This window comes from Xanthomonas sp. F1, assembly GCF_014199855.1.
The window spans coordinates 102,883-124,355 of sequence record NZ_JACHOK010000011.1; the positions used below are offsets into that span (position 1 = coordinate 102,883).

Here is a 21,473-nt window from a genome sequence, read left to right on the forward strand (position 1 = left end):
GCGCGGATTAGCGCGATGTCGAGCACGCACGCTGCGGCGCTAAGTGATGACAACCGTAACGTGCGTCGGCGCGTATGCACGCGCTGCTGCAAAAGGAACTGAAGCGGCAGCGATGTCAGGTCGCCGTACGGCAATACGTGCAGACGTAAGGGCGCAACATAAGACTCCGCACAGCGCCAGCGCCGCCGCGCACGCTGCGCGCCGGCGAATGGCGGCAACCCCGGTTACGCGAGCGGCGTGGCGACGTTACGCCCGTTCTGCTTGCGCACGATCGCCATCGCGATCTCCAGCGACTGCTCGTAGTTCAGGCGCGGGTCGACGCTGGAGCGGTAGGCGCGCTCCAGGTCGCGCTCGGTCAGTTCGCGCGCGCCGCCGGTGCACTCGGTGACGTCCTCGCCGGTCAGTTCTAGATGCACGCCGCCCAGGCGTGTCCCGGCCGCGGCATGGATGTCGAACGACTGCTCCACCTCGCCGAGGACATTCTGGTAGCGCCGGGTCTTGTAGCCGTTGCTGGTGCTCTCGGTGTTGCCGTGCATCGCATCGCACACCCACAGCACGCGACGGCCATCGCGCTTCACCGCCTCCAGCAGCGGCGGCAGCTTCTCGGCGATCTGTGCCGCCCCCATGCGGTGGATGAAGGTCAGCCGGCCCGGCTCGTCCTCCGGATTGAGCACGTCGATCAGGCGCAGCAACTGGTCCGGCTGCGCCGATGGCCCGACCTTGATCGCGATCGGATTGCGGATGCCGCGAAAATACTCCACGTGCGCGCCGTCCAGCGCGGCGGTACGCATGCCGATCCACGGATAGTGCGTACTGAGGTTGAACCAGCCCCATTGCCGCGGCACCTCGCGGGTCAGCGCCTCTTCGTAGGGCAGCAGCAAGGCCTCGTGCGAGGTATAGAAATCGACGCGGTTGAGGTTGTACAGCTGCGCGCCGGAGAGGGTCTCCATGAAGCGCACCGCATCGCCGATCGAGGACACCATCTTCTGGTAGTCGTCGGCCAGCGGCGAATAGCCGACCCAGCTCAGGTTCCAGTATTCGGGATGATGCAGGTCGGCGAAGCCGCCGTCGATCAGCGCGCGCACGAAGTTCATGGTCATCGCCGAACGCGAGTGCGCGGTGATCATGCGCCGTGGGTCCGGCACGCGCGCCTGCGCGGTGAACTCCGGGCCGTTGACCACGTCGCCGCGGTAACTGGGCAGGGTCACACCGTCGCGGGTCTCGGTATCGGCCGAGCGCGGCTTGGCGTACTGCCCGGCATAGCGACCGACCCGCACCACCGGCAGACGCAGCCCGTGCACCAGCACCAGGCTCATCTGCAACAGCACCTTGAGCCGGTTGGAGATGGTGCCGGATTCGCAATCGCTGAAGTTCTCCGCGCAGTCGCCGCCCTGCAGCAGGAAGCGCTTGCCTTCCTGCGCTTCGGCCAGTTGCTTCTTCAGCGCGAAGATCTCCCAGGAGGTCACCAGCGGCGGCAACTGCCGCAATTCGGTCAGCGCGGCTTCCAGCGCCTGCGGGTCCGGATACACCGGCATCTGCAGCGCCGGCCGCTCGCGCCAACTGGCAGGTGACCAGGGCGACGAGACGGATGCGGACACGGCGGCGGCGGACAGATTCATGAAAGGACTCCTTGGCAGTGTGCGATGTTCGCAGAGCCGGGGCGCGCCGCATAGCGCCGCACGCCGGTCACGCTGGCAGCGCCAGGACATGAACGGCAAGCAACACCGCGATGCCACCATGACTTCCGGCCTACGCCGGCGTTTTTGCGAAAGCACACTGTTATTAAGTAACAATTCCTTTCCATTCGGTCCGCCTCGCCATGACACGTCGCCCCCTCTCCTCCGCCATCGCCCTGATCCTCCTGGTCGTCCCCGGCCTTGCCCTCGCCGCAGACGCCGGCGCGGACAGCACCGCCGCCGAACCGACCGTCGATCTGGATCCGGTCACCGTCACCGCCAAGCTGGAAGCCGCGCGCAACGCACTGTCGCCGGACATCGGCAGCAGCCAGTACGCCATCACTGCCGAGGACATCGCGCGCCTGCCGCTGGGCGCCTCCACCCCGCTCAACCAGGTGCTGCTGCAGGCGCCGGGCGTGGTCCAGGATTCCTACGGCGGCATCCATGTGCGTGGCGACCATGCCAATCTGCAGTACCGCATCAACGGCGTGATGATCCCCGAGTCCATCTCCGGCTTCGGCCAGACCCTGGATCCGCGCACGATCAAGAACATCCGCCTGCTCGACGGCGCGCTGCCGGCGCAGTTCGGCGACCGCACCGCGGCGGTGGTCGACATCACCACCAAGAACGGCGTGGAACTGGGCAACGGCGGCAGCGTCGGCATCACCGGCGGCTCCTACGGCACGCTCAATCCCAATGCGTCGTGGTGGGGCAGCGACGGCCGCTTCAGCTGGTTCGCCAGCGGCAACTACCTGCAGAACCGCATCGGCATGGAAAATCCGACCGACAGCGACAACCCGATCCACGACAAGACCCACCAGGGCAAGGGCTTCGCCGACCTCAGCTATCTGCTGAACGAGAACACCCGGCTCAGCCTGCTGGTCGGCTACGCCAACAACCGCTTCCAGATCCCCAACAACCCGGGGCAGACGCCGGCGTTCACCTACCTGGGCAACAACAGCTTCGATTCAGCGCAGCTCGACGAGAACCAGCGCGAGAACACCCGTTTCGGCACCCTGGTGCTGCAGGGCGCGCTCGGCGACACCAGTTACCAGCTGTCGGCCGGCCAGCGCTACAGCAGCGTCGCGTTCTCCCCGGACATCGCCGGCGACCTGATCTTCAACGGCATCGCCTCGCAGGTGCAGCGCGCCAACCGCGCCAGCACCCTGCAGGCCGACTTCTCCACGCCGTGGGGCAGCACCCACACCTTGCGCTATGGCGTGTACGGCAACTTCGAACACGCCAACGCCAGCAACAACGCCTACGTGTTCCCGGCCAACGACGACGGCAGCCAGAGCAGCGACGTGCCGCTGTTCATCCCCGACGGCAGCCGCTTCCACGCCAGCACCTACGCGGTGTACCTGCAGGACGAATGGCAGCCGAGCGACGCCTGGACCATCAACTACGGCGTGCGTGGCGATCGCTACAAGGCCTTCGGCACCACCGAAGGCCAGCTCAGCCCGCGCCTGGGCGTGGTCTGGCACGCCAGCGACAGCACCACCCTGCACGCCGGCTATGCCCGCTACTTCACCCCCCCGGCCACCGAGCTGATCTCCACCAGCGACATCGCCCTGTACGACGGCACCACCAACCAGCAGTCGGCGGCGGGCGGCCCGACCAAGCCGCTGAGCGAGCGCAGCGACTACTACGACCTGGGCATCTCGCAGATGGTCGGCGACCACCTGACCCTGGGCCTGGACACCTACTACCGCAAGGCCGACCGCCTACAGGACGAAGGCCAGTTCGGTGCCGCCTACGTCTATTCCACCTTCAACTACCGCTACGGCCGCATCCGCGGCGCCGAGTTCAGCGCTGACTACAGCAACGGCCCGATCAACGCCTACTTCAACGCGGCCTACAGCAAGGCCATGGGCAAGCAGGTGATGACCAGCCTGTACAACTTCGATCCGGACGCGCTGGCCTACGCCTACGACCACTGGATCCACCTGGATCACGACCAGAAGCTGACCTCCTCCGGCGGCATCAACTACGCCCTGGCCGACGACAGCCGCGTCGGCGCCGACTACCTGTTCGGCAGCGGCCTGCGCACCGATGCCAACGGCGTGCCCAACGGCGGCGAACTGCCGGCGTACTTCCAGCTCAACCTCAGCGCCGGCCACGACTTCGCCCTGGCCAGCAACCACCCGCTGCACGCGCAGCTGGCGGTGCTCAACGTGCTCGACCGCCACTACCAGTTGCGCGACGGCGGCGGCATCGGCGTGTTCGCGCCGCAGTGGGCGCCGCGCCGCGGCGTCTACCTGAGCCTGCAGCAGGACTTCTGAGCAAGTCCCTGGCGACGGCCTGCGGCATGTCGATCGACGTGCCGCAGGCCACATCGCAGTGATGACGGCGGTTGCGGCGTACTGATGCATGCGCCATGACCCTGCTAGCGACTCCCAGTCCTTTGACGGTCAGTCCGCCAGAGCCGACACGCACGATGTCGTAGCCTGCCGCCGCCAATCGCCGGGTACGATGCATCCGGCATCCGACCAAGACACGTCCAGCAATAAAGCGAAGCCGCGCGCCGCCTCGTGGCCTTGGCATCGCCCAGCGAGACGGCAAGGCCACGCGACACGCCGGTCGCACACGGACCGCCACGACGCGTTGCCACGCACCCCGTCCAGGCCAGGTCCCGCCCATGCTTCAGCAATTGTTCGCCGCAACCGTCGCGGCCACCATCCTCGCCTTCGCCGCACCGCCGCCGGCGCACGCCGAACGCGTCACCGACTTCCGCATGCCGGTGGTCGTGCAAGGCGTCGACTACGCTCTCGCCGCACGTGTGTATCGCCCCACCGGCCCCGGCCCGTTCCCGCTGATCGTCATCCATCACGGCACCCCGGCGGACAGGCACAAACTCGCCGACACCCGCCTCGGCTTCGCCCGCGCTGCGCGCTGGTTCGTCGCCCACGGCTACATGGTGGTGCTGGCACTACGGCCCGGCTACGGCAACTCCAGCGGCAGCTATCTGGAAGGCGCAGGCAATTGCCACGACATCGATTTCGTCGTCGCCGGGCGCAAGATCGCCGCGGCCGAGGCGGCGATCGTCGATGCCGCCGCTCGCCTTCCCGGCGTGGATCCGCAGCGCATCGTCGTGGTCGGCCAGTCCGCCGGTGGCCTCGGCGCGGTGGCGCTGGCCGATGCGCCGCCGCCGGGTGTACGTGGCGTCATCAGCTTCGCCGGCGGACGCGGCAGCAATGGCAAGGAGGTCATCTGCGCCGGCGAGGACCGCCTGGTCGATGCGGAGAAGACTTTGGGTGCAGCCAACACGCTGCCGCAGCTGTGGCTGTACGCCGAGAACGATCACTTCTTCCGGCGTGAGCTGGCGCACCGCATGTATGCCGCCTACCGCGCCGGCTCGACGCCGCCGGTGGCTCTCGTCGACCTGCCGCCGTTCGGCGACGACGGCCACAAGACCTTCGCCCAGGCCGATCCGTCGGTGTGGGCGAGACCGGTGGCCGCGTTCCTCCCCCAGGTCGTCCCGCAGGCTGTCAGCGCGCAGGTGCCGCCACAGGCCAGCACGGCGCAGTGAGGCAGACAGGCGCAGGCGGGATTTCGTATCGCCAGCGGGGAACTGCAGACAAGGCGCTGGCCAAAGCGGATGGACAGCGTCGGGGCCCGGCGGCGTGCGCCCGCGCTGCCCGCATCGGCCCTACCAGCATCCAGCGGCGCTGCCGCCAGCCATCAGGCAGGGCAATCGGCGCGCAGCAGGAGCACCATCAGATCAGCGTGCGCCGCCGGCTCTTGAAGCCCGCATACAGCGCGAATACGGCCAGCAGCACGAAGCAGATCAGGCACCACATCGGCATCGACAGGCCGAGGAAACGCCAGTCGATGTTGCCGCAGTCGCCGGTGCCGGTCAGCACCCGGCGCAGCACCTCGAACGGCCCCATGGTCTCGCGCAGGAAGCTCAGCGGCGGGCCGCAGGAGGCCATCGGGTCCGGGAACAGCTGCACCGAAACGTGCTTGGTAGAGATGCCGGCGCCCACCAGCGCGGCCAGGAACGCCAGGACGCCGTAGAGCTTGCGCCCACCGGCGCTGCGCGGCCCGTGCAGGGCGCCGAGCAGGAACAGCACGCCCAGCGCGGCGAACGCGATGCGTTGGAAGATGCACAGCGGGCAGGGCTCGATGCCCAGCTGCAGCTGCACGAAGATCGCATAGCCCAGCAAGCCGGCGCAGATCAGAAAGCCGAGCAGGAACTGCGCGCGGAAACCCCAGCGGAACGGATTCATCGGACTCGGACTCGCAACGACGATGCGCGCATTATCCGCGATCGTGCGCTCCATCACCATGCGCCATGCCGCTGTTGGCCGCCCCTCGCCAGTTCGGCGACAGCGGCTCTACCAATCCCGAATCCCCACTTGCGAATCCCCGCCCCGCAAACAAAAAAGCCCGGACAGGCCGGGCTTCTTGCTGCTGCAGGTGCGGACCCGATTACTCGGCCACTTCCTCGGCCACGGCCGGGCGATCGACCAGCTCGACGTACGCCATCGGCGCGTTGTCGCCGGCGCGGAAGCCGCACTTGAGGATGCGCAGGTAGCCACCCGGGCGCGCCTGGTAGCGCGGGCCCAGCGTGGTGAACAGGGTGCCGACCGCTTCCTTGTCGCGCAGACGGGCGAACGCTAGGCGGCGGTTGGCGACGTTGTCGACCTTGGCCAGGGTGATCAGCGGCTCGGCGACGCGGCGCAGTTCCTTGGCCTTCGGCAGGGTGGTCTTGATCAGTTCGTGCTTGATCAGCGACGCCGCCATGTTCTTGAACATCGCTTCGCGGTGGGCGCTGGTGCGGCTGAACTTGCGGCCGGATTTCTGGTGACGCATGGGTTGGGATTCCTATGGAAGAGTGTGACTGTTGGAGATCGCTGTCGCCGTCCTGGCGTTGAAAGTGGACTGCGGATGGTCCGTGCCGGCCGTCCCTGACCGGGCGACGCCGCGGGCTTGGCGACCCGTCGACGTGGTGGAGCGGATGAAGCGGACAACGCACGGCCGGTGCCTTGCGGCACCGGCCGGATATGCAAGACTCAGCCGAGCATGCCGTGCTGGGCGACGCCGGCCGGCGGCCAGTTCTCCAGCTTCATGCCGAGCGACAGGCCACGCTGGGCCAGCACTTCCTTGATCTCGGTGAGCGACTTCTTGCCCAGGTTCGGGGTCTTGAGCAGCTCGACTTCGGTCTTCTGGATCAGATCGCCGATGTAGTAGATGCTCTCGGCCTTCAGGCAGTTGGCCGAACGCACGGTCAGTTCCAGATCGTCGATCGGGCGCAGCAGCACCGGATCCACGCCGTTGCTGGCCGGCTTGGCCGCGCCACGGTCGCGATGGGTGAAGTCGCCGAACACCGACAGCTGGTCGCTGAGGATGTCGGCGGCGGTGCGCACGGCTTCCTCGGCATCGATCGTGCCGTTGGTCTCGATGTCCAGGACCAGCTTGTCCAGATCGGTACGCTGCTCGACGCGGGCCGACTCGACCGCGTAGGCGACGCGGCGCACCGGCGAGAACGAGGCGTCCAGGACCAGACGACCAATGGTGCGGGTCTCTTCGTCCGGACGGCGACGCGCGGCGGCCGGCTGGTAGCCGAAGCCACGCTCGATCTTCAGACGCATGTTGATCGCCGTGTCCTTGGTCAGGTGGCAGATCACGTGGTCGTTGTTGAGGATCTCGACGTTGTGGTCGGTCTTGATGTCGGCGGCAGTGACCGTGCCCGGACCCTGCTTGGACAGCGACAGCGTGGCGCTGTCACCGGTATGCATACGGATGGCCACGTCCTTGAGGTTCAGCAGGACTTCCAGCACGTCCTCCTGCAGCCCTTCGACCGTGGTGTACTCGTGCAGCACGCCGTCGATCTCGACTTCGGTGATCGCGAAGCCGGGAATCGAGGACAGCAGCACGCGACGCAGGGCGTTGCCCAGCGTATGCCCATACCCGCGCTCCAAGGGCTCGATCACGACCTTGGCGCGGTTGTCGGTAAGGCGTTCGATCTGCGGCCCACGCGGGCGCAGAACCTGGTTGGCGGTAACCGTCATGTTGCGGGTTCTCCTGACGAGCCTCCGTGGACCGGAGGCTCTCCGATGTGATTACTTCGAATACAACTCGACGATCAGCGCTTCGTTGATGTCGGCAGGCAGGTCCGCACGGTCCGGCACGGCCTTGAAGATGCCGCTGAACTTCTTCGAATCGACCTCGACCCACGACGGGTTCAGGTCATGCGTTTCGGCAACGGTCAGCGCTTCCTGCACGCGAAGCTGCTTCTGCGCCTTTTCCGACAGGGCGATCGCGTCGCCGGCCTTGACCTGGTACGAGGCCAGGTTCACCGACTTGCCGTTGACCAGCACGCCACGGTGCGACACCAGCTGGCGCGCGGCCGGACGGGTGACGGCGAAGCCCATGCGGTAGACGACGTTGTCCAGGCGGGTTTCCAGCAGCTGCAGCAGGTTCTCGCCGGTGTTGCCCTTCTTGGTCGAGGCCTTCTTGTAGTAGTTGCGGAACTGACGCTCCAGCAGACCGTAGATACGCTTGACCTTCTGCTTCTCGCGCAGCTGGGTGGCGTAGTCGGACAGCTTGCCCTTGCGGGCGGTCGCGCCATGCTGGCCGGGCTTCTGCTCCAGCTTGCACTTGGAGTCCAGCGCACGCGCCGGGCTCTTGAGGGAAAGATCGGCGCCTTCGCGGCGCGCGAGCTTACAGGTAGGACCGATATAACGAGCCATTTCTTATCGCTCCTTTAGACGCGACGCTTCTTCGGCGGACGGCACCCGTTGTGCGGGATCGGCGTCACGTCGATGATGTTGGTGATCTTGTATCCGACGTTGTTCAACGAACGGACGGCGGACTCGCGACCCGGACCCGGGCCCTTGATGCGCACTTCCAGCGACTTCACGCCGTAGTCGAGCGCAGCGCGCCCGGCCTTCTCGGCGGCCACCTGCGCCGCGAACGGCGTGGACTTGCGCGAACCGCGGAAACCGGCGCCACCGGAGGTCGCCCAGGACAACGCATTGCCCTGACGGTCGGTGATAGTCACGATGGTGTTGTTGAACGAAGCGTGGACGTGGGCGACACCGTCGGTGACGACGCGCTTGATCTTCTTCTTGGTCTTTGCTGCTGCGGGCTTAGCCATGTCGGTCCCTTACTTCTTGATCGCCTTGCGCGGACCCTTGCGGGTGCGGGCGTTGGTACGGGTGCGCTGACCGCGCAGGGGCAGGCCACGACGGTGACGCAGGCCGCGGTAGCAGCCCAGGTCCATCAGTCGCTTGATGGCGATGCCGATTTCGCGACGCAGGTCGCCTTCGACGATGTACTTGCCGACTTCGAGACGCAGGCGCTCGATTTCCGGCTCGGACAGGTCGCGGATCTTGGTGGTCGAGGTCACGCCTGCGGCTTCGCAGACCTTCTTCGAACGGGTACGGCCGATGCCGTAGATGCTTTGCAACCCGACCCAGACGTGCTTCTGGGCTGGCAGGTTGACGCCTGCAATACGCGCCATGACGCGGTTCTCCAACTGAGTGATGGCCCGACGGCGCACCACGGCGCCATCCGGCAGGATGGATCAAAAAGTGAACTTGTAAGTCTAGCAAGGTCTCGGGTTACATGGAAGCCCGCGGAACCGCAAGGTTCCGCAAGCCCGGCATGGGGAGTGTGCCCATGCTCCGGCGCCGGACGTCGTTGGCAGGGAGAAACCTCCGCCCTGCCGCCCGCGCTACTCCAGCGCAGGACCACCACGTCTCACCCGCGCACGAGACCGCTGCGCGAGCCGCCCTTCAAGTCGGAAGACTGCGCCCGGGAACCGGGGGCGTCTTCGCGGAAGGATTCAAACAGTATAGCAATCAACCGCGGGCAAAACCGCCGCCGCGCGAGCCGCCCTTGAGGTTGGCCTTCTTCAACAGGCTTTCGTACTGGTGCGACATCAGGTGCGCCTGGATCTGCGCGATGAAGTCCATCACCACCACGACCGCGATCAGCAGCGAGGTGCCGCCGAAGTGGAACGAGGTGCCGAGCTGGGCGCGCATCACTTCCGGCAGCAGACACACGATCACCAGGTACACCGAGCCGGCCGCGGTCAGGCGGGTCAGCACGCCGTCGACGTAGTCGGCGGTGGCCTTGCCCGGACGGATGCCCGGGATCAGCGCGCCGGACTTCTTCAGGTTGTCCGCGGTTTCCTGCGAGTTGAACACCAGCGCCGTGTAGAAGAACGCGAAACCGATGATCAGCGCGGCGAACACGATCATGTGCACCGGCTCGCCGGGGCCGAGCGCATTGGCGATGCGCTGCAGCACGCTGCCGAAGGTGCTGTTGGAGGCGGCCTGGCCCGACCACATCGACAGCGTCGCCGGGAAGGCGAGGATGCTCGAGGCGAAGATCGGCGGAATCACGCCGGCCATGTTGAGCTTCAGCGGCAGGAACGAGGTCTGGTTCATGTACGCATTGCGGCCACCCTGGCGGCGCGCGTAGTTCACCGTGATCCGTCGTTGTCCGCGCTCGACGAACACCACGAACAGGGTGAAGGCGAGGATGGTCAGCACGATCAACAGCAGCGCGATGAAGCTCATGTTGCCGTCGCGGAAGGCCTCCACGGTCTGGATCGCCGCCGCTGGCAGGCCGGCGACGATGCCGGCGAAGATGATCAGCGAGACGCCGTTGCCGATGCCGCGCTCGGTGACCTGCTCGCCGACCCACATCAGGAAGATGGTGCCCGCGGTCAACGCGATCACCGCGGTGAGCACGAAGCCCATGCCGGGGGCATACACCACCGGCGCGCCGCCCGGTGCGGTCTGGTTCTGCAGCGCCAGGGCGATACTGCCGCCCTGCACCACCGCCAGCAGCACCGCGCCGATGCGCGAATACTGGGTGATCTTGCGCCGGCCCGACTCGCCTTCCTTCTGCATCGCCTTCAGCGACGGAAAGATGTGCGTGGCCAGCTGGATCACGATCGATGCCGAGATGTACGGCATCACGTTCAGCGCGAAGATGCTGAAACGGTGCAGGGCGCCGCCCGAGAACATGTTGAACATGTCCACGATGCCGCCGCCCTGCGCCTGCATCAGCGCAAGCATGGCTTCGGGATTGACGCCCGGCACCGGCACATAGCAGCCGATGCGATAGACGATCAATGCGCCGAGAACGAACAACAGGCGCTGGCGAAGTTCCGTGAACTTGCCGAGCCCGCCGCCGAGGTTACCCATGCCAGCCTGCGCCATCTGCGTGTTACTCCTGCACGCTGCCGCCGGCAGCTTCGATTGCCGCCTTGGCACCGGCGGTCGCGGCGACGCCCTTCAGCACGAACTTCTTGGTCAGTTCGCCCTTCAGGACCACCTTGGCCTTCCTCGCGGTGCTCGGGACCAGCTTCGCGGCGCGCAGCGCGGCGAAATCGATCTCGCCCGCCGGCAGGTTGTCGAGCTGGTAGGACAGCACTTCGGCAGTGTCCTTGGCCATCTTCGAACGGAAGCCGATCTTCGGCAGACGACGCTGCATGGGGGTCTGGCCGCCTTCGAAGCCGGCCTTGATCTTGCCGCCGCCCTTGCGCGCGAACGAACCCTTGTGGCCGCGGCCAGCGGTCTTGCCCAGGCCGGAGCCGATGCCGCGACCGACGCGGGTGCGCTCGGTGCGCGCGCCCGGCGCGGGCTTCAGATCATTCAGATGCAAAGTCATGGTCGATTACTCCTCAACCTGGACGAGGTACTGAACCTTGTTGATCAGGCCGCGCACTTGCGGGCTGTCCTTCAGTTCGCGCACATCGTTGAGCTTGTTCAGGCCCAGGGCACGCACCGACAGGCGGTGACGCGACTGGGTGCCACGCAGGCCGCGCACCAGGCGCACCTTGACGGTCTTGGTGGATTCATTAGCCATGGGTCAGATCCTCCACCTTCTTGCCGCGCTTGGCCGCGATGCGGGCCGGCGACTGCATGTCTTCCAGGCCGCGCAGGGTGGCGCGCACCAGGTTGATCGGGTTGCGCGAACCGACGGCCTTGGCCAGCACGTTCTTCACGCCCACCGCTTCCAGCACGGCACGCATCGCGCCGCCGGCGATCACGCCGGTACCTTCCGACGCCGGCATCATGAACACGCGCGCCGCGCCGTGGCCGGACTTCACCGGGTGCCACAGGGTGCCGTTGTTCAGATCGATGTTGAGCATGCCCTTGCGCGCATACTCCATCGACTTCTGGATCGCGACCGGCACTTCGCGCGCCTTGCCGTAACCGAAGCCGATCTTGCCGTTGCCGTCGCCGACCACGGTCAGCGCGGTGAAGGTGAACTGGCGACCGCCCTTGACCGTCTTGCTGACGCGGTTGACCGCGACCAGCTTCTCGATCATGCCGTCGTCGACTTTCTCTTCGCGGTTGCGGTCGCGATCACGACCCCGCGGTGCACGCTGTTCTTCAGCCATTGTGATGCCCTTGATAGAGGAAAAGATTTACGGCTTCGTTGCCGCTTGTGGTTGTGGTCTGGAGCCGTGTTCCCCGGACGCGCGCAGAAGGCGCGCCAAGGTCCGATGCGACCCGCATCGGCGGGACGGGCGCGGCATCGCCGCGCCCGCAAGGATCAGAACTGCAGGCCGCCTTCGCGCGCGGCGTCGGCCAGCGCCTTGATGCGGCCGTGGTAGCGGTAGCCCGAGCGGTCGAAGGCGACCTTCTCGACGCCCGCAGCCTTGGCGCGCTCGGCGATCAGCTTGCCGACCTTGGTGGCGGCGTCGCTGTTCTTGCCGTTCTTCAGGCCGTCCTTGACGTCGGCCTGCAGGGTGTTCGCCGCAGCGAGGACCTTGGAGCCGTCGGCGGTGAAGACCTGCGCGTACAGGTGCTGACCGGTGCGCAGCACCGACAGGCGGGCGACGCCGAGCTCACGGATGTGGGCGCGGGTGGACTTGGCGCGACGCAGGCGGGCGATGTTCTTGTTGATGCTCATGGTATGTGTCCTAGGGAAGCTGAAGGAGAACAGGCTTTTGCATTGAAGAGTCCGGCCATGGATGGCCGAACTCCTCGCAGAAGGACCTGCATTACGCCTTCTTGGCTTCCTTGCGAATGATGGCTTCACCGGCGTACTTCACACCCTTGCCCTTGTAGGGCTCCGGCGGACGGAAACCGCGGATCTTGGCTGCGACTTCGCCGACGCGCTGCTTGTCGGCGCCCTGCACCAGGATCTCGGTCTGCGTCGGCGCAGTCAGGGTGATGCCCTCCGGCGCGACGAACACGATCGGGTGCGAGAAACCGAGCGCTAGGCTCAGGTCCTTGCCCTGCATCGTGGCGCGGTAGCCGACGCCCACCAGCTCGAGCTTGCGCTCGAAGCCCGCGGACACGCCCTGCACCATGTTCGCCAGGATGGCGCGGACGGTGCCGGTGATGGCGATGTGCGACGGATCGTTCGCCGACAGCGTGGCGACTCCGTTTTCCTGCTTGATTTCGACGCCGGCCGGCTTCGGCAGCGACAGGGTGCCCTTCGGGCCCTTGACGCTGACCTGATCGGCCTGGACGGTGAGTTCGACGCCCTTCGGGAGGGAGATCGGCTTCTTGGCTACGCGGGACATGTGAGTGCTCCTTCCCTTAGGCCACGAAGCACAGGACTTCGCCACCGACGCCGGCCTGACGGGCCTGCGCATCGGTCATGATGCCCTTGGACGTGGAAATGATGGCAACGCCCAGACCGCCGAGAACCTTCGGCAGCTCGGTCTTGCCGCGATACTGGCGCAGACCCGAACGCGACACGCGCTTGAGCGTATCGATGACCGGACGGCCCTCGAAATACTTCAGCACGATTTCCAGTTCGGACTTGTTGTTCTCGATCGCGTTGACGCGCAGATCGCTGATGTAGCCTTCGGCCTTCAGCACTTCCGCGATCGCAACCTTGATCTTGGAGGACGGCATCTTCACCGTCGGCTTGCCAACCGCGGCCGCATTCTTGATGCGGACCAGCAGGTCGGCGATGGGATCAGTCATGCTCATGGTGTCTACCTTTGAGTGCACCGATATCCGCTTTCGCGAAAATCTTGTGTGGTGGAGCGGTGGAATGATGCAGGGGGTGCAGTGCGCAGCCGCCGGAGGAACCCGCGGCGGCTGCCATACCCGTCCCTGCCGCGAGGCAAGGAGCGGGAGTATACGACAAAAAGTCCGACTTGCGTCGGACTCGTTGTCTGAACGACACGTGGGCGGCTAAGCCGCCCTGCCCGGCCCCGCGAACGGGACCGGCGCCGCTGGAATTACCAGCTGGCCTTGCGCAGACCCGGAACGTCACCGTTCATGGTCGCCTTGCGCAGCATGTTGCGACCCAGGCCGAACTTGCCGTACACGCCACGCGGGCGGCCGGACAGTTCGCAACGGGTGCGCTGGCGGCTCGGCGACGAATCGCGCGGCAGCTTCTGCAGCTTGGTCACGGCCTCGGCCTTCTCGTCGTACGAGGCGGTGCCGGAGGCGATGATCTTCTTCAGCGCATCACGCTTGTCGGCGAATTTCTTCGCCAGCTTCTTGCGCTTGATGTCGCGGTTGACCATGGAGGTCTTTGCCATCTGTAAATCCTCGGGATTCGAGATTGGGGATTTGAGATCTGCGGAAACCGGGGTGGCGGGCATGACGCCCATCCATCCCGAATCCCGAATCCCGAATCCCGGCGTCAATCAGTTACGGAACGGGAACTTGAACGCTTCGAGCAGCGCCTTGGCTTCGGCGTCGGTCTTGGCGGTGGTGGTGATGGCGATATCCATACCGCGGATCGCGTCGACGGCGTCGAAGTCGATTTCCGGGAAGATGATCTGCTCCTTCACACCCATGTTGAAGTTGCCGCGGCCGTCGAACGAACGCCCCGAGACACCACGGAAGTCGCGCACGCGCGGCAGCGAGATGTTGATCAGGCGGTCCAGGAACTCGTACATCTTGGCGCGACGCAGCGTGGTCTTGCAGCCGATCGGCCAGCCATCGCGGATCTTGAACGAGGCCACCGAGATGCGCGACTTGGTCACCACCGGCTTCTGGCCGGAGACCTTGGCCATGTCGGCGACGGCGTTTTCCAGGATCTTCTTGTTCGTCGCGGCCTCGCCCACGCCCATGTTCAGCGTGACCTTGACCAGCTTCGGCACTTCCATCGGATTGGTGTAACCGAACTTCTTCATCAGAGCCGGTACCACTTCTTCCTTGTAGATCTTTTCGAGACGGGAAGTCATTGTGTCATTCCTCAGGCGTCGAGCGCCTCACCGCTGGAGCGGAACACACGCAGTTTGCGTCCATCCTCCAGCACCTTGAAGCCAACGCGGTCGCCCTTGCCCGTCGCCGGGTTGAGGATCGCCACGTTGGAAATATGGATCGACGCTTCGCGCTCGACCACGCCGCCGGCGACGCCCGCCTGCGGGTTCGGCTTGGTGTGGCGCTTGACGATGTTCGCGTTGGAGACGACCACGCGGTCGCCGTCGACGCGGACGACTTCGCCCTGCTTGCCCTTGTCCTTGCCGGTGGTGACGACGACCTGGTCGCCCTTCTTGATACGGTTAGCCATGTGTATGTCCTCCGCTCACAGCACTTCGGGAGCGAGCGAGACGATCTTCATGAACTTCTCGGAACGCAGCTCGCGGGTCACAGGCCCGAAGATGCGCGTACCGATCGGCTCCTGCTTGTTGTTGAGCAACACCGCGGCGTTGCCATCGAAGCGGATCAACGAACCGTCCGGACGACGCACACCCTTGCGGGTACGCACGACGACGGCGTCGTAGACTTCGCCCTTCTTGACCTTGCCGCGCGGGATCGCGTCCTTGACGGTGACCTTGATGATGTCGCCAATGTGCGCGTAGCGGCGCTTGGAGCCGCCGAGCACCTTGATGCACATCACTTCCTTGGCACCGGAATTGTCGGCGACGTCGAGGTAGCTCTGCATCTGGATCATGATTCAGATCTCCCTTATTCGGCCGCGCGGGTGACGATTTCCACCACCCGCCAGTTCTTGGTCTTGGACATCGGCGCAATCTCGGTCACGCGCACGACATCGCCTTCGTTGCAGGCGTTGTCGGCGTCGTGGGCGTGGAGCTTGGTCGAGCGCTTGATGTACTTGCCGTACAGCGCATGCTTGACCTGACGCTCCACCAGCACGGTGACGGTCTTGTCCATTTTGTTGCTGACCACACGGCCTTCGACCGTGCGCAGCGTCTTGCTTTCGTTATTGTCGCTCATCGCGGCCATCCTTACTTCGTGCTGCCGAGCAGGTGCTTGACGCGAGCGATCTCGCGGCGCACCCGGCGGGTTTCGTGAGTCTTCGGCAGCTGCCCGGTGACCTGCTGCATGCGCAGGGCGAACTGCTCCTTGCGCAGATCGGTCAGGTGGGCCTTCAGATCGTCGGCCGACTTCTCGCGGAGTTGTTTGATGTCCATCAGCGTACCGTCCGGGTCACGAAGGTGGTGGTCACCGAAAGCTTGGCAGCGGCCAGGCGGAACGCCTCGCGCGCGACATCTTCGCCGACGCCTTCGATTTCATAGATCATGCGACCGGGCTGGATCTGCGCGACCCAGTACTCGACGTTACCCTTACCGGAGCCCATTCGCACTTCGATCGGCTTCTTGGTGATCGGCTTGTCCGGGAACACGCGGATCCACATCTTGCCGCCGCGCTTGACGTAGCGGCTGATCGAGCGGCGCGCCGCTTCGATCTGGCGCGCGGTCAGCTGACCGTGCGCCGTGGCCTTCAGCCCGTACTCGCCGAAGCTGACGGCGTTTCCGCTCCACGCCAGGCCGTCGTTACGACCCTTGTGCATCTTGCGGTATTTGGTTCGCTTGGGTTGCAACATTGCCGTTACCTCGCTTCACGGGCCGGACGCGACGGACGGTCGCCACGGTCGCCGCGATCGTTACGATCGTTGCGCGGGGAATCGTCCTGCTTTTCCTGGCCAACCTGGGAGAAATCGAAGATCTCGCCCTTGTAGATCCAGACCTTGATGCCGATGATGCCGTAGGTCGTCTTGGCTTCAGCGAAGCCATAGTCGATGTCGGCACGCAGCGTGTGCAGCGGCACGCGGCCCTCGCGGTACCACTCGGAACGGGCGATTTCCGCACCGTTCAGACGGCCGGCGACGTTGACCTTGATGCCCAGGGCACCCAGGCGCATCGCGTTGCCGACCGAGCGCTTCATCGCGCGGCGGAACATGATGCGACGCTCCAGCTGCTGCGCGATCGACTCGGCGACCAGCTGCGCGTCCAGCTCCGGCTTGCGCACTTCGGTGACGTTGATGTGGGCGGGGACGCCCATCATCTCGCTCACTTCCTTGCGCAGCTTCTCGATGTCCTCACCGCGCTTGCCGATCACCACGCCCGGACGGGCGGTGTGGATCGTCACGCGCGCGGTCTTGGCCGGACGCTCGATCAGGATCTTGCTGATGCCCGCCTGCGCCAGCTTCTTGCGCAGCATTTCGCGGACCTTGAGGTCGGCTGCCAGGTAACCGGCGAACTCGGCCTTGTTGGCGTACCACTTGGAATTCCAGTCCTTGGCGATACCCAGGCGGATTCCGATCGGATGAACTTTATGACCCATCGTCTTTTCCTTTCCGCTTACTTGGCGGCGCCCACAACCACAGTGATGTGGCTGGTGCGCTTGAGGATGCGGGTACCGCGGCCTTTCGCCCGCGCCATGAAACGCTTCAGGGTCGGACCTTCATCAACCATGATGGTCTTGACCTTCAGCTCGTCGACATCCGCGCCTTGATTGTTCTCGGCATTGGCGATCGCCGACTCCACCACCTTCTTGATCAGGTGGGCAGCCTTCTTGTCCGAGAACTTCAGCAGGTTGACCGCCCGCTCGGCGGAAAGACCGCGCACCTGGTCAGCGACCAGGCGGGCCTTCTGCGGGGAGATGCGCGCGGTGCGCAGGATTGCTTTCGCTTCCATCGTCATCTCTCCTTACCGGCTCGACTTCTTGTCGCCACCGTGACCCTTGAAGGTCCGGGTGACGGCAAATTCGCCGAGCTTGTGGCCGACCATGTTCTCGTTGACCAGCACCGGAACGTGGTTCTTGCCGTTATGCACGGCGATGGTGAAACCCACCATCTCCGGCAGGATCATCGAACGTCGCGACCAGGTCTTGATCGGACGCTTGCTGCCGGCCGCGGCCTCCACCTTCTTGACGAGGTGGTGATCGACGAACGGGCCCTTCTTGAGTGAACGTGCCATGGTCGATTAGCCCCTACGATCGCGGACGATGAATTGTTCGGTGCGCTTGTTATGGCGCGTCTTGTAACCCTTGGTCGGGACACCCCACGGGGTGACCGGATGCGGATTACCCTGACCGGCCTTCGCCTCGCCACCACCGTGCGGGTGGTCGACCGGGTTCATGGCCGCACCGCGAACGGTCGGACGCACGCCGCGCCAGCGCTTGGCGCCCGCCTTGCCCAGCTTCTCGAGGTTGTGCTCGTCGTTGCCGACTTCGCCGATGGTGGCGCGGCACTCGGACGGCACCTTGCGCATTTCGCCGGAGCGCAGACGCAGGGTGGCGTAGATGCCTTCACGCGCGACCAGCTGCACTGCGGCGCCGGCGGCACGCGCGATCTGCGCGCCCTTGCCCGGCTTCAGCTCGATCCCGTGGACGGTGGTACCCACCGGGATGTTGCGCAGCGGCAGGGTGTTGCCGGTCTTGATCGGCGCATCCGAACCCGCGATCACCTGGTCGCCGGCCTTCAGGCCCTTCGGCGCGATGATGTAGCGGCGCTCGCCGTCGGCGTAGCACAGCAGGGCGATATGGGCGGTGCGGTTGGGATCGTATTCGATCCGCTCCACGCGCGCCGGGATACCTTCCTTGTTGCGCTTGAAGTCGATGACGCGGTAGTGCTGCTTGTGGCCACCGCCGACGTGGCGGGTGGTGATACGGCCGTGGTGGTTACGACCACCGGACTTGCTCTGCTTTTCCACCAGTGCAGCGTGCGGGGCGCCCTTGTGCAGATCGGGCGTGACCACGCGCACGGCCGAACGACGGCCTGCGGAGGTGGGCTTGAATTTCATCAATGGCATGGGATGTACCTCAGGCCTTGGCCGTTACGTCGATGGACTGGCCTTCGGCCAGACGCACGTACGCCTTGCGCCAATCGCCGCGACGACCGCTGCGCGAACGGAAGGACTTGTTCTTGCCCTTGACGTTCAACACGTTGACCGACTCGACCTTGACGTCGAACAGCTGCTCGACCGCGGCCTTGACATCGGCCTTGGTGGCTTCGTTCGAAATCTCGAAGACGTACTGATTGGAGAGTTCCTGCAGGCGCGCGGTCTTTTCGGAGACACGCGGAGCGCGCAGCACGCTGAAGATTTTTTCGTTGCTGCTCATGCCAGCCACTCCTCGACCTTCTTGACCGCATCGGCGGTGATCACGACCGTGTCGGCCCCGACCAGCGACACCGGATCCAGGCCCTGCACGTCGCGCACTTCCACGTAGGGAAGGTTGCGGGCGGACAGGTACAGATGCTCGGACGCTTCTTCGGTCACGATCAGCGGGCGCTTGCCCACTTCCAGACCCTTCAGCTTCTCGATCAGGCCCTTGGTCTTGCTGGCCTCGACGTCGAACGCGTCGACGACCATCAGGCGGCCCTGGCGGTTCAGTTCCGAGAGGATCGCGCAGATGGCCGCGCGGTACATCTTGCGGTTGACCTTCTGCTCGAAGCTGCGCGGCTTGGCCGCGAAGGTCACGCCACCGCCAACGAAGATCGGAGCGGTCAGCGCGCCGTGGCGAGCGCCACCGCCCTTCTGCTTCTTCGACTTCTTGGTGGTGCCGTTGACTTCCGAACGCGTCTTCTGCGCCTTGGTGCCGGCGCGGCCGGCGTTGCGATAGGCGACGACGACCTGGTGGACCAGATCCTCGCTGAAATCGCGGCCGAACACGGCGTCGGAGACCGAGACCTTGTTGTTGCTACCCGTGATAACGAGTTCCATCGTCATCTCTCCTTATGCCTTGCTAGCCGGACGCACGATCACGTCGCCACCGGCAGCGCCAGGCACAGCGCCGCGAATGGCGATCAGGCCACGCTCGACGTCGACCTTGACCACTTCCAGATTCTGCGTGCTCTGCTGCACCGCGCCCATGTGGCCGGACATCTTCTTGCCCGGGAAAACGCGACCCGGGGTCTGGCGCTGACCCAGCGAACCCGGCGCGCGATGCGACAGCGAGTTACCGTGGGTGGCATCGCCCATGCGGAAGTTGTGCCGCTTGATGGTGCCCTGGAAGCCCTTACCCTTGGTGACGCCCTGCACATCGACCTTCTGGCCGACGGCGAAGATGTCCGCCTTGATTTCGCCGCCGACGGCGAACTCGCCCAGCTGCGCGTCCTCGACGCGGAACTCCCACAGGCCGCGACCCGCTTCGACCTTCGCCTTGGCGAAATGGCCGGACGCCGGCTTGTTGACCAGCGCGGCGCGACGGGCGCCCACGGTGATCTGCACGGCGCTGTAGCCGTCGGCTTCGACGGTCTTGAGCTGGGTGATGCGGTTCGGGGTCGCTTCGATCAGGGTGACCGGGATGGAGCGGCCGTCTTCGGTGAAGACGCGGCTCATGCCGGCCTTGCGGCCCACGAAGCCCAACGAATACTTCTTCGTCATGGTCGTAGTCCTCAGGTCAACTTGATCTGGACATCGACGCCAGCCGCGAGCTCGAGCTTCATCAGCGCGTCCACGGTCTTGTCGTTGGGGTCGACGATGTCGAGCACGCGCTTGTGCGTGCGGGTCTCGTACTGGTCACGCGCGTCCTTGTCGACGTGCGGGGAAACGAGGATGGTGTAGCGTTCGATCTTGGTCGGCAGCGGGATCGGGCCACGCACTTGCGCGCCGGTCCGCTTGGCCGTCTCGACGATCTCGCTGGCCGAACGGTCGATCAAACGATGATCGAACGCCTTCAGCCGAATCCGGATCTTTTGGTCCGCCATGACGGTGGGTTCCTTCGTTAAAAGAGCGACGGGCAAGGCCTCTGGGATACCTGCCCCGGTTGTTTCCTGATAGTCGTACCGCAGAGCATCCGGCTCGGCGGGGGCATTCCTTCCGCCCCAAAAACTGAGGCAGACCAGTCGACCCGGCCTGCCCAGACGGAAAAGTATAATGCGCAGCTAGAGCAGCGTCAACAACCCGCGGCTGTTGAGTGCTCCATGCGACGCGACCTTCCCGGTCCTGCGAACACGAGCGGCGTCCTGCCTCTCTTTTCGCTGTCTTGCCGGCGCCCTACCCAGGAACGCCGAGCCGCGCATTATAGCGACGACTTCACGCCTCCGCAACACCCCGCGGCAACAAATCGCCAGAACATTCGCATGCCCGGAAACGACGAAGGGCCGGCTTGCGCCGACCCTTCGCGATGCCGGCGACCACAGTCGCTGGCCAGTCCAGCCGGCGGCTTTCGCCGCCGGAGGGCATTACTTGATGATCTTGGCCACCACGCCGGCGCCGACGGTACGGCCACCTTCGCGGATCGCGAAGCGCAGGCCTTCGTCCATCGCCACCGGGTTGATCAGCGTCACCACCATCTTGACGTTATCGCCCGGCATCACCATCTCCACGCCTTCCGGCAGCTGCACCGCACCGGTGATGTCGGTGGTGCGGAAGTAGAACTGCGGACGGTAGCCCTTGAAGAACGGGGTGTGACGGCCGCCCTCGTCCTTCGACAGCACGTACACTTCGGCTTCGAAGTCGGTGTGCGGCTTGATCGAACCCGGCTTGCACAGCACCTGGCCGCGCTCCACGTCGTCACGCTTGGTGCCGCGCAGCAGCAGGCCCGCGTTGTCGCCCGCCTGGCCCTGGTCCAGCAGCTTGCGGAACATTTCCACGCCGGTCACGGTGGTCTTCTGCGTCGCACGGATGCCGACGATTTCGATTTCGTCGCCCACCTTGATGAT

The 21,473-nt window shown here is 65.3% G+C and carries 32 protein-coding genes; 2 read left to right on the plus strand and 30 right to left on the minus strand.

Annotation, left to right across the window (positions count from 1 at the left end; all coding sequences use genetic code 11):
- Window positions 1-224 precede the first annotated feature (224 nt).
- Window positions 225-1,619, minus strand: a complete 1,395-nt coding sequence (locus tag GGR71_RS18850; RefSeq protein WP_160959235.1) for a class II 3-deoxy-7-phosphoheptulonate synthase — start codon at window positions 1,617-1,619, stop codon at window positions 225-227.
- 200 nt (window positions 1,620-1,819) lie between these two features.
- On the opposite strand from GGR71_RS18850, the gene GGR71_RS18855 reads away from it, so the two are divergent.
- Both GGR71_RS18855 and GGR71_RS18860 read left to right on the plus strand, forming a co-directional pair.
- Window positions 1,820-3,958 carry a TonB-dependent receptor gene (locus tag GGR71_RS18855; protein WP_160959233.1) on the plus strand — a complete coding sequence of 713 codons (2,139 nt, stop codon included), beginning with the start codon at window positions 1,820-1,822 and terminating at the stop codon, window positions 3,956-3,958.
- 356 nt (window positions 3,959-4,314) lie between these two features.
- On the plus strand, window positions 4,315-5,205 hold the full coding sequence (locus GGR71_RS18860) for an alpha/beta hydrolase family protein (RefSeq protein ID WP_160959231.1): 891 nt from the start codon (window positions 4,315-4,317) through the stop codon (window positions 5,203-5,205).
- Window positions 5,206-5,392: 187 nt separating this feature from the next.
- Here GGR71_RS18860 and GGR71_RS18865 read toward each other — a convergent pair whose 3' ends face one another.
- The 29 genes from GGR71_RS18865 to GGR71_RS19005 form a co-directional block, all read right to left on the minus strand.
- On the minus strand, window positions 5,393-5,905 hold the full coding sequence (locus GGR71_RS18865) for a disulfide bond formation protein B (protein ID WP_048490055.1): 513 nt from the start codon (window positions 5,903-5,905) through the stop codon (window positions 5,393-5,395).
- 202 nt (window positions 5,906-6,107) lie between these two features.
- Window positions 6,108-6,491: a 50S ribosomal protein L17 gene (rplQ, locus tag GGR71_RS18870; RefSeq protein WP_010340456.1), complete on the minus strand. Its 384-nt coding sequence runs from the start codon at window positions 6,489-6,491 to the stop codon at window positions 6,108-6,110.
- A 200-nt stretch (window positions 6,492-6,691) separates the two neighbouring features.
- A complete protein-coding gene (locus GGR71_RS18875) occupies window positions 6,692-7,690 on the minus strand; it encodes a DNA-directed RNA polymerase subunit alpha (protein WP_010340455.1) in 999 nt (332 codons plus the stop codon).
- Between the two features lie 51 nt (window positions 7,691-7,741).
- Window positions 7,742-8,371: a 30S ribosomal protein S4 gene (rpsD, locus tag GGR71_RS18880; RefSeq protein WP_010340454.1), complete on the minus strand. Its 630-nt coding sequence runs from the start codon at window positions 8,369-8,371 to the stop codon at window positions 7,742-7,744.
- 14 nt (window positions 8,372-8,385) lie between these two features.
- A complete protein-coding gene (gene rpsK, locus GGR71_RS18885; RefSeq protein WP_003470632.1) occupies window positions 8,386-8,778 on the minus strand; it encodes a 30S ribosomal protein S11 in 393 nt (130 codons plus the stop codon).
- A 9-nt stretch (window positions 8,779-8,787) separates the two neighbouring features.
- Window positions 8,788-9,144 carry a 30S ribosomal protein S13 gene (gene rpsM, locus GGR71_RS18890; protein ID WP_010340453.1) on the minus strand — a complete coding sequence of 119 codons (357 nt, stop codon included), beginning with the start codon at window positions 9,142-9,144 and terminating at the stop codon, window positions 8,788-8,790.
- 340 nt (window positions 9,145-9,484) lie between these two features.
- Window positions 9,485-10,855 carry a preprotein translocase subunit SecY gene (gene secY, locus GGR71_RS18895; protein ID WP_048490054.1) on the minus strand — a complete coding sequence of 457 codons (1,371 nt, stop codon included), beginning with the start codon at window positions 10,853-10,855 and terminating at the stop codon, window positions 9,485-9,487.
- A gap of 7 nt (window positions 10,856-10,862) precedes the next feature.
- Window positions 10,863-11,306 (minus strand): 50S ribosomal protein L15, encoded by a 444-nt coding sequence (rplO, locus tag GGR71_RS18900; RefSeq protein WP_160959228.1) that lies wholly within the window; start codon window positions 11,304-11,306, stop codon window positions 10,863-10,865.
- 6 nt (window positions 11,307-11,312) lie between these two features.
- Window positions 11,313-11,504, minus strand: a complete 192-nt coding sequence (gene rpmD, locus GGR71_RS18905) for a 50S ribosomal protein L30 (RefSeq protein ID WP_010340450.1) — start codon at window positions 11,502-11,504, stop codon at window positions 11,313-11,315.
- Window positions 11,497-12,042, minus strand: coding sequence for a 30S ribosomal protein S5 (rpsE, locus tag GGR71_RS18910; RefSeq protein ID WP_010340449.1), 546 nt, complete (start codon window positions 12,040-12,042; stop codon window positions 11,497-11,499). Before rpsE ends, rpmD begins: the two co-directional genes overlap by 8 nt.
- A 155-nt stretch (window positions 12,043-12,197) precedes the next feature.
- Window positions 12,198-12,557: a 50S ribosomal protein L18 gene (rplR, locus tag GGR71_RS18915; protein ID WP_160959226.1), complete on the minus strand. Its 360-nt coding sequence runs from the start codon at window positions 12,555-12,557 to the stop codon at window positions 12,198-12,200.
- 91 nt (window positions 12,558-12,648) lie between these two features.
- Window positions 12,649-13,176: a 50S ribosomal protein L6 gene (gene rplF / locus GGR71_RS18920; protein ID WP_048490052.1), complete on the minus strand. Its 528-nt coding sequence runs from the start codon at window positions 13,174-13,176 to the stop codon at window positions 12,649-12,651.
- Between the two features lie 16 nt (window positions 13,177-13,192).
- A complete protein-coding gene (rpsH, locus tag GGR71_RS18925; RefSeq protein WP_010340446.1) occupies window positions 13,193-13,591 on the minus strand; it encodes a 30S ribosomal protein S8 in 399 nt (132 codons plus the stop codon).
- A gap of 254 nt (window positions 13,592-13,845) precedes the next feature.
- Window positions 13,846-14,151 (minus strand): 30S ribosomal protein S14, encoded by a 306-nt coding sequence (rpsN, locus tag GGR71_RS18930; RefSeq protein WP_010341607.1) that lies wholly within the window; start codon window positions 14,149-14,151, stop codon window positions 13,846-13,848.
- Window positions 14,152-14,259: 108 nt separating this feature from the next.
- A complete protein-coding gene (gene rplE / locus GGR71_RS18935) occupies window positions 14,260-14,802 on the minus strand; it encodes a 50S ribosomal protein L5 (protein ID WP_010341606.1) in 543 nt (180 codons plus the stop codon).
- A gap of 11 nt (window positions 14,803-14,813) precedes the next feature.
- Complete coding sequence (gene rplX, locus GGR71_RS18940; RefSeq protein ID WP_010341604.1) at window positions 14,814-15,131, minus strand: 50S ribosomal protein L24; 318 nt, start codon at window positions 15,129-15,131, stop codon at window positions 14,814-14,816.
- 15 nt (window positions 15,132-15,146) lie between these two features.
- Window positions 15,147-15,515, minus strand: a complete 369-nt coding sequence (gene rplN, locus GGR71_RS18945) for a 50S ribosomal protein L14 (protein ID WP_003486699.1) — start codon at window positions 15,513-15,515, stop codon at window positions 15,147-15,149.
- Between the two features lie 14 nt (window positions 15,516-15,529).
- Window positions 15,530-15,799, minus strand: a complete 270-nt coding sequence (rpsQ, locus tag GGR71_RS18950) for a 30S ribosomal protein S17 (RefSeq protein WP_010341599.1) — start codon at window positions 15,797-15,799, stop codon at window positions 15,530-15,532.
- Between the two features lie 11 nt (window positions 15,800-15,810).
- Window positions 15,811-15,996 carry a 50S ribosomal protein L29 gene (gene rpmC, locus GGR71_RS18955; protein WP_010341597.1) on the minus strand — a complete coding sequence of 62 codons (186 nt, stop codon included), beginning with the start codon at window positions 15,994-15,996 and terminating at the stop codon, window positions 15,811-15,813.
- The gene (gene rplP, locus GGR71_RS18960) at window positions 15,996-16,409 is read right to left on the minus strand and encodes a 50S ribosomal protein L16 (RefSeq protein ID WP_003470657.1); all 414 of its coding nucleotides are present in this window, start codon (window positions 16,407-16,409) and stop codon (window positions 15,996-15,998) included. The genes rpmC and rplP overlap by 1 nt, the downstream gene beginning before the upstream one ends.
- A gap of 5 nt (window positions 16,410-16,414) precedes the next feature.
- On the minus strand, window positions 16,415-17,149 hold the full coding sequence (rpsC, locus tag GGR71_RS18965) for a 30S ribosomal protein S3 (protein ID WP_010341595.1): 735 nt from the start codon (window positions 17,147-17,149) through the stop codon (window positions 16,415-16,417).
- A gap of 17 nt (window positions 17,150-17,166) precedes the next feature.
- Window positions 17,167-17,502, minus strand: a complete 336-nt coding sequence (gene rplV, locus GGR71_RS18970) for a 50S ribosomal protein L22 (protein ID WP_003470663.1) — start codon at window positions 17,500-17,502, stop codon at window positions 17,167-17,169.
- A 12-nt stretch (window positions 17,503-17,514) separates the two neighbouring features.
- The gene (gene rpsS / locus GGR71_RS18975; RefSeq protein WP_003470666.1) at window positions 17,515-17,784 is read right to left on the minus strand and encodes a 30S ribosomal protein S19; all 270 of its coding nucleotides are present in this window, start codon (window positions 17,782-17,784) and stop codon (window positions 17,515-17,517) included.
- Between the two features lie 6 nt (window positions 17,785-17,790).
- On the minus strand, window positions 17,791-18,618 hold the full coding sequence (rplB, locus tag GGR71_RS18980) for a 50S ribosomal protein L2 (RefSeq protein WP_010341593.1): 828 nt from the start codon (window positions 18,616-18,618) through the stop codon (window positions 17,791-17,793).
- A gap of 10 nt (window positions 18,619-18,628) precedes the next feature.
- Window positions 18,629-18,928 carry a 50S ribosomal protein L23 gene (gene rplW / locus GGR71_RS18985; protein ID WP_010341592.1) on the minus strand — a complete coding sequence of 100 codons (300 nt, stop codon included), beginning with the start codon at window positions 18,926-18,928 and terminating at the stop codon, window positions 18,629-18,631.
- Window positions 18,925-19,530, minus strand: a complete 606-nt coding sequence (gene rplD / locus GGR71_RS18990) for a 50S ribosomal protein L4 (RefSeq protein WP_048490092.1) — start codon at window positions 19,528-19,530, stop codon at window positions 18,925-18,927. The genes rplW and rplD overlap by 4 nt, the downstream gene beginning before the upstream one ends.
- 12 nt (window positions 19,531-19,542) lie before the next feature.
- The gene (rplC, locus tag GGR71_RS18995) at window positions 19,543-20,193 is read right to left on the minus strand and encodes a 50S ribosomal protein L3 (protein ID WP_010341590.1); all 651 of its coding nucleotides are present in this window, start codon (window positions 20,191-20,193) and stop codon (window positions 19,543-19,545) included.
- 11 nt (window positions 20,194-20,204) lie between these two features.
- The gene (gene rpsJ, locus GGR71_RS19000) at window positions 20,205-20,516 is read right to left on the minus strand and encodes a 30S ribosomal protein S10 (RefSeq protein WP_010341589.1); all 312 of its coding nucleotides are present in this window, start codon (window positions 20,514-20,516) and stop codon (window positions 20,205-20,207) included.
- Window positions 20,517-20,993: 477 nt separating this feature from the next.
- Window positions 20,994-21,473, minus strand: a 480-nt coding sequence (locus GGR71_RS19005) for an EF-Tu C-terminal domain-related protein (RefSeq protein WP_184452213.1), incomplete at its 5' end; no start/stop codon positions are given.

Coding starts and splice junctions, on each gene's coding strand:
- GGR71_RS18850 (WP_160959235.1), bottom strand. CDS start 1,619: ATGAATCTGTCCGCCGCCGCCGTGTCCGCATCCGTCTCGTCGCCCTGG.
- GGR71_RS18855 (WP_160959233.1), top strand. CDS start 1,820: ATGACACGTCGCCCCCTCTCCTCCGCCATCGCCCTGATCCTCCTGGTC.
- GGR71_RS18860 (WP_160959231.1), top strand. CDS start 4,315: ATGCTTCAGCAATTGTTCGCCGCAACCGTCGCGGCCACCATCCTCGCC.
- GGR71_RS18865 (WP_048490055.1), bottom strand. CDS start 5,905: ATGAATCCGTTCCGCTGGGGTTTCCGCGCGCAGTTCCTGCTCGGCTTT.
- rplQ (WP_010340456.1), bottom strand. CDS start 6,491: ATGCGTCACCAGAAATCCGGCCGCAAGTTCAGCCGCACCAGCGCCCAC.
- GGR71_RS18875 (WP_010340455.1), bottom strand. CDS start 7,690: ATGACGGTTACCGCCAACCAGGTTCTGCGCCCGCGTGGGCCGCAGATC.
- rpsD (WP_010340454.1), bottom strand. CDS start 8,371: ATGGCTCGTTATATCGGTCCTACCTGTAAGCTCGCGCGCCGCGAAGGC.
- rpsK (WP_003470632.1), bottom strand. CDS start 8,778: ATGGCTAAGCCCGCAGCAGCAAAGACCAAGAAGAAGATCAAGCGCGTC.
- rpsM (WP_010340453.1), bottom strand. CDS start 9,144: ATGGCGCGTATTGCAGGCGTCAACCTGCCAGCCCAGAAGCACGTCTGG.
- secY (WP_048490054.1), bottom strand. CDS start 10,855: ATGGCGCAGGCTGGCATGGGTAACCTCGGCGGCGGGCTCGGCAAGTTC.
- rplO (WP_160959228.1), bottom strand. CDS start 11,306: ATGACTTTGCATCTGAATGATCTGAAGCCCGCGCCGGGCGCGCGCACC.
- rpmD (WP_010340450.1), bottom strand. CDS start 11,504: ATGGCTAATGAATCCACCAAGACCGTCAAGGTGCGCCTGGTGCGCGGC.
- rpsE (WP_010340449.1), bottom strand. CDS start 12,042: ATGGCTGAAGAACAGCGTGCACCGCGGGGTCGTGATCGCGACCGCAAC.
- rplR (WP_160959226.1), bottom strand. CDS start 12,557: ATGAGCATCAACAAGAACATCGCCCGCCTGCGTCGCGCCAAGTCCACC.
- rplF (WP_048490052.1), bottom strand. CDS start 13,176: ATGTCCCGCGTAGCCAAGAAGCCGATCTCCCTCCCGAAGGGCGTCGAA.
- rpsH (WP_010340446.1), bottom strand. CDS start 13,591: ATGAGCATGACTGATCCCATCGCCGACCTGCTGGTCCGCATCAAGAAT.
- rpsN (WP_010341607.1), bottom strand. CDS start 14,151: ATGGCAAAGACCTCCATGGTCAACCGCGACATCAAGCGCAAGAAGCTG.
- rplE (WP_010341606.1), bottom strand. CDS start 14,802: ATGACTTCCCGTCTCGAAAAGATCTACAAGGAAGAAGTGGTACCGGCT.
- rplX (WP_010341604.1), bottom strand. CDS start 15,131: ATGGCTAACCGTATCAAGAAGGGCGACCAGGTCGTCGTCACCACCGGC.
- rplN (WP_003486699.1), bottom strand. CDS start 15,515: ATGATCCAGATGCAGAGCTACCTCGACGTCGCCGACAATTCCGGTGCC.
- rpsQ (WP_010341599.1), bottom strand. CDS start 15,799: ATGAGCGACAATAACGAAAGCAAGACGCTGCGCACGGTCGAAGGCCGT.
- rpmC (WP_010341597.1), bottom strand. CDS start 15,996: ATGGACATCAAACAACTCCGCGAGAAGTCGGCCGACGATCTGAAGGCC.
- rplP (WP_003470657.1), bottom strand. CDS start 16,409: ATGTTGCAACCCAAGCGAACCAAATACCGCAAGATGCACAAGGGTCGT.
- rpsC (WP_010341595.1), bottom strand. CDS start 17,149: ATGGGTCATAAAGTTCATCCGATCGGAATCCGCCTGGGTATCGCCAAG.
- rplV (WP_003470663.1), bottom strand. CDS start 17,502: ATGGAAGCGAAAGCAATCCTGCGCACCGCGCGCATCTCCCCGCAGAAG.
- rpsS (WP_003470666.1), bottom strand. CDS start 17,784: ATGGCACGTTCACTCAAGAAGGGCCCGTTCGTCGATCACCACCTCGTC.
- rplB (WP_010341593.1), bottom strand. CDS start 18,618: ATGCCATTGATGAAATTCAAGCCCACCTCCGCAGGCCGTCGTTCGGCC.
- rplW (WP_010341592.1), bottom strand. CDS start 18,928: ATGAGCAGCAACGAAAAAATCTTCAGCGTGCTGCGCGCTCCGCGTGTC.
- rplD (WP_048490092.1), bottom strand. CDS start 19,530: ATGGAACTCGTTATCACGGGTAGCAACAACAAGGTCTCGGTCTCCGAC.
- rplC (WP_010341590.1), bottom strand. CDS start 20,193: ATGACGAAGAAGTATTCGTTGGGCTTCGTGGGCCGCAAGGCCGGCATG.
- rpsJ (WP_010341589.1), bottom strand. CDS start 20,516: ATGGCGGACCAAAAGATCCGGATTCGGCTGAAGGCGTTCGATCATCGT.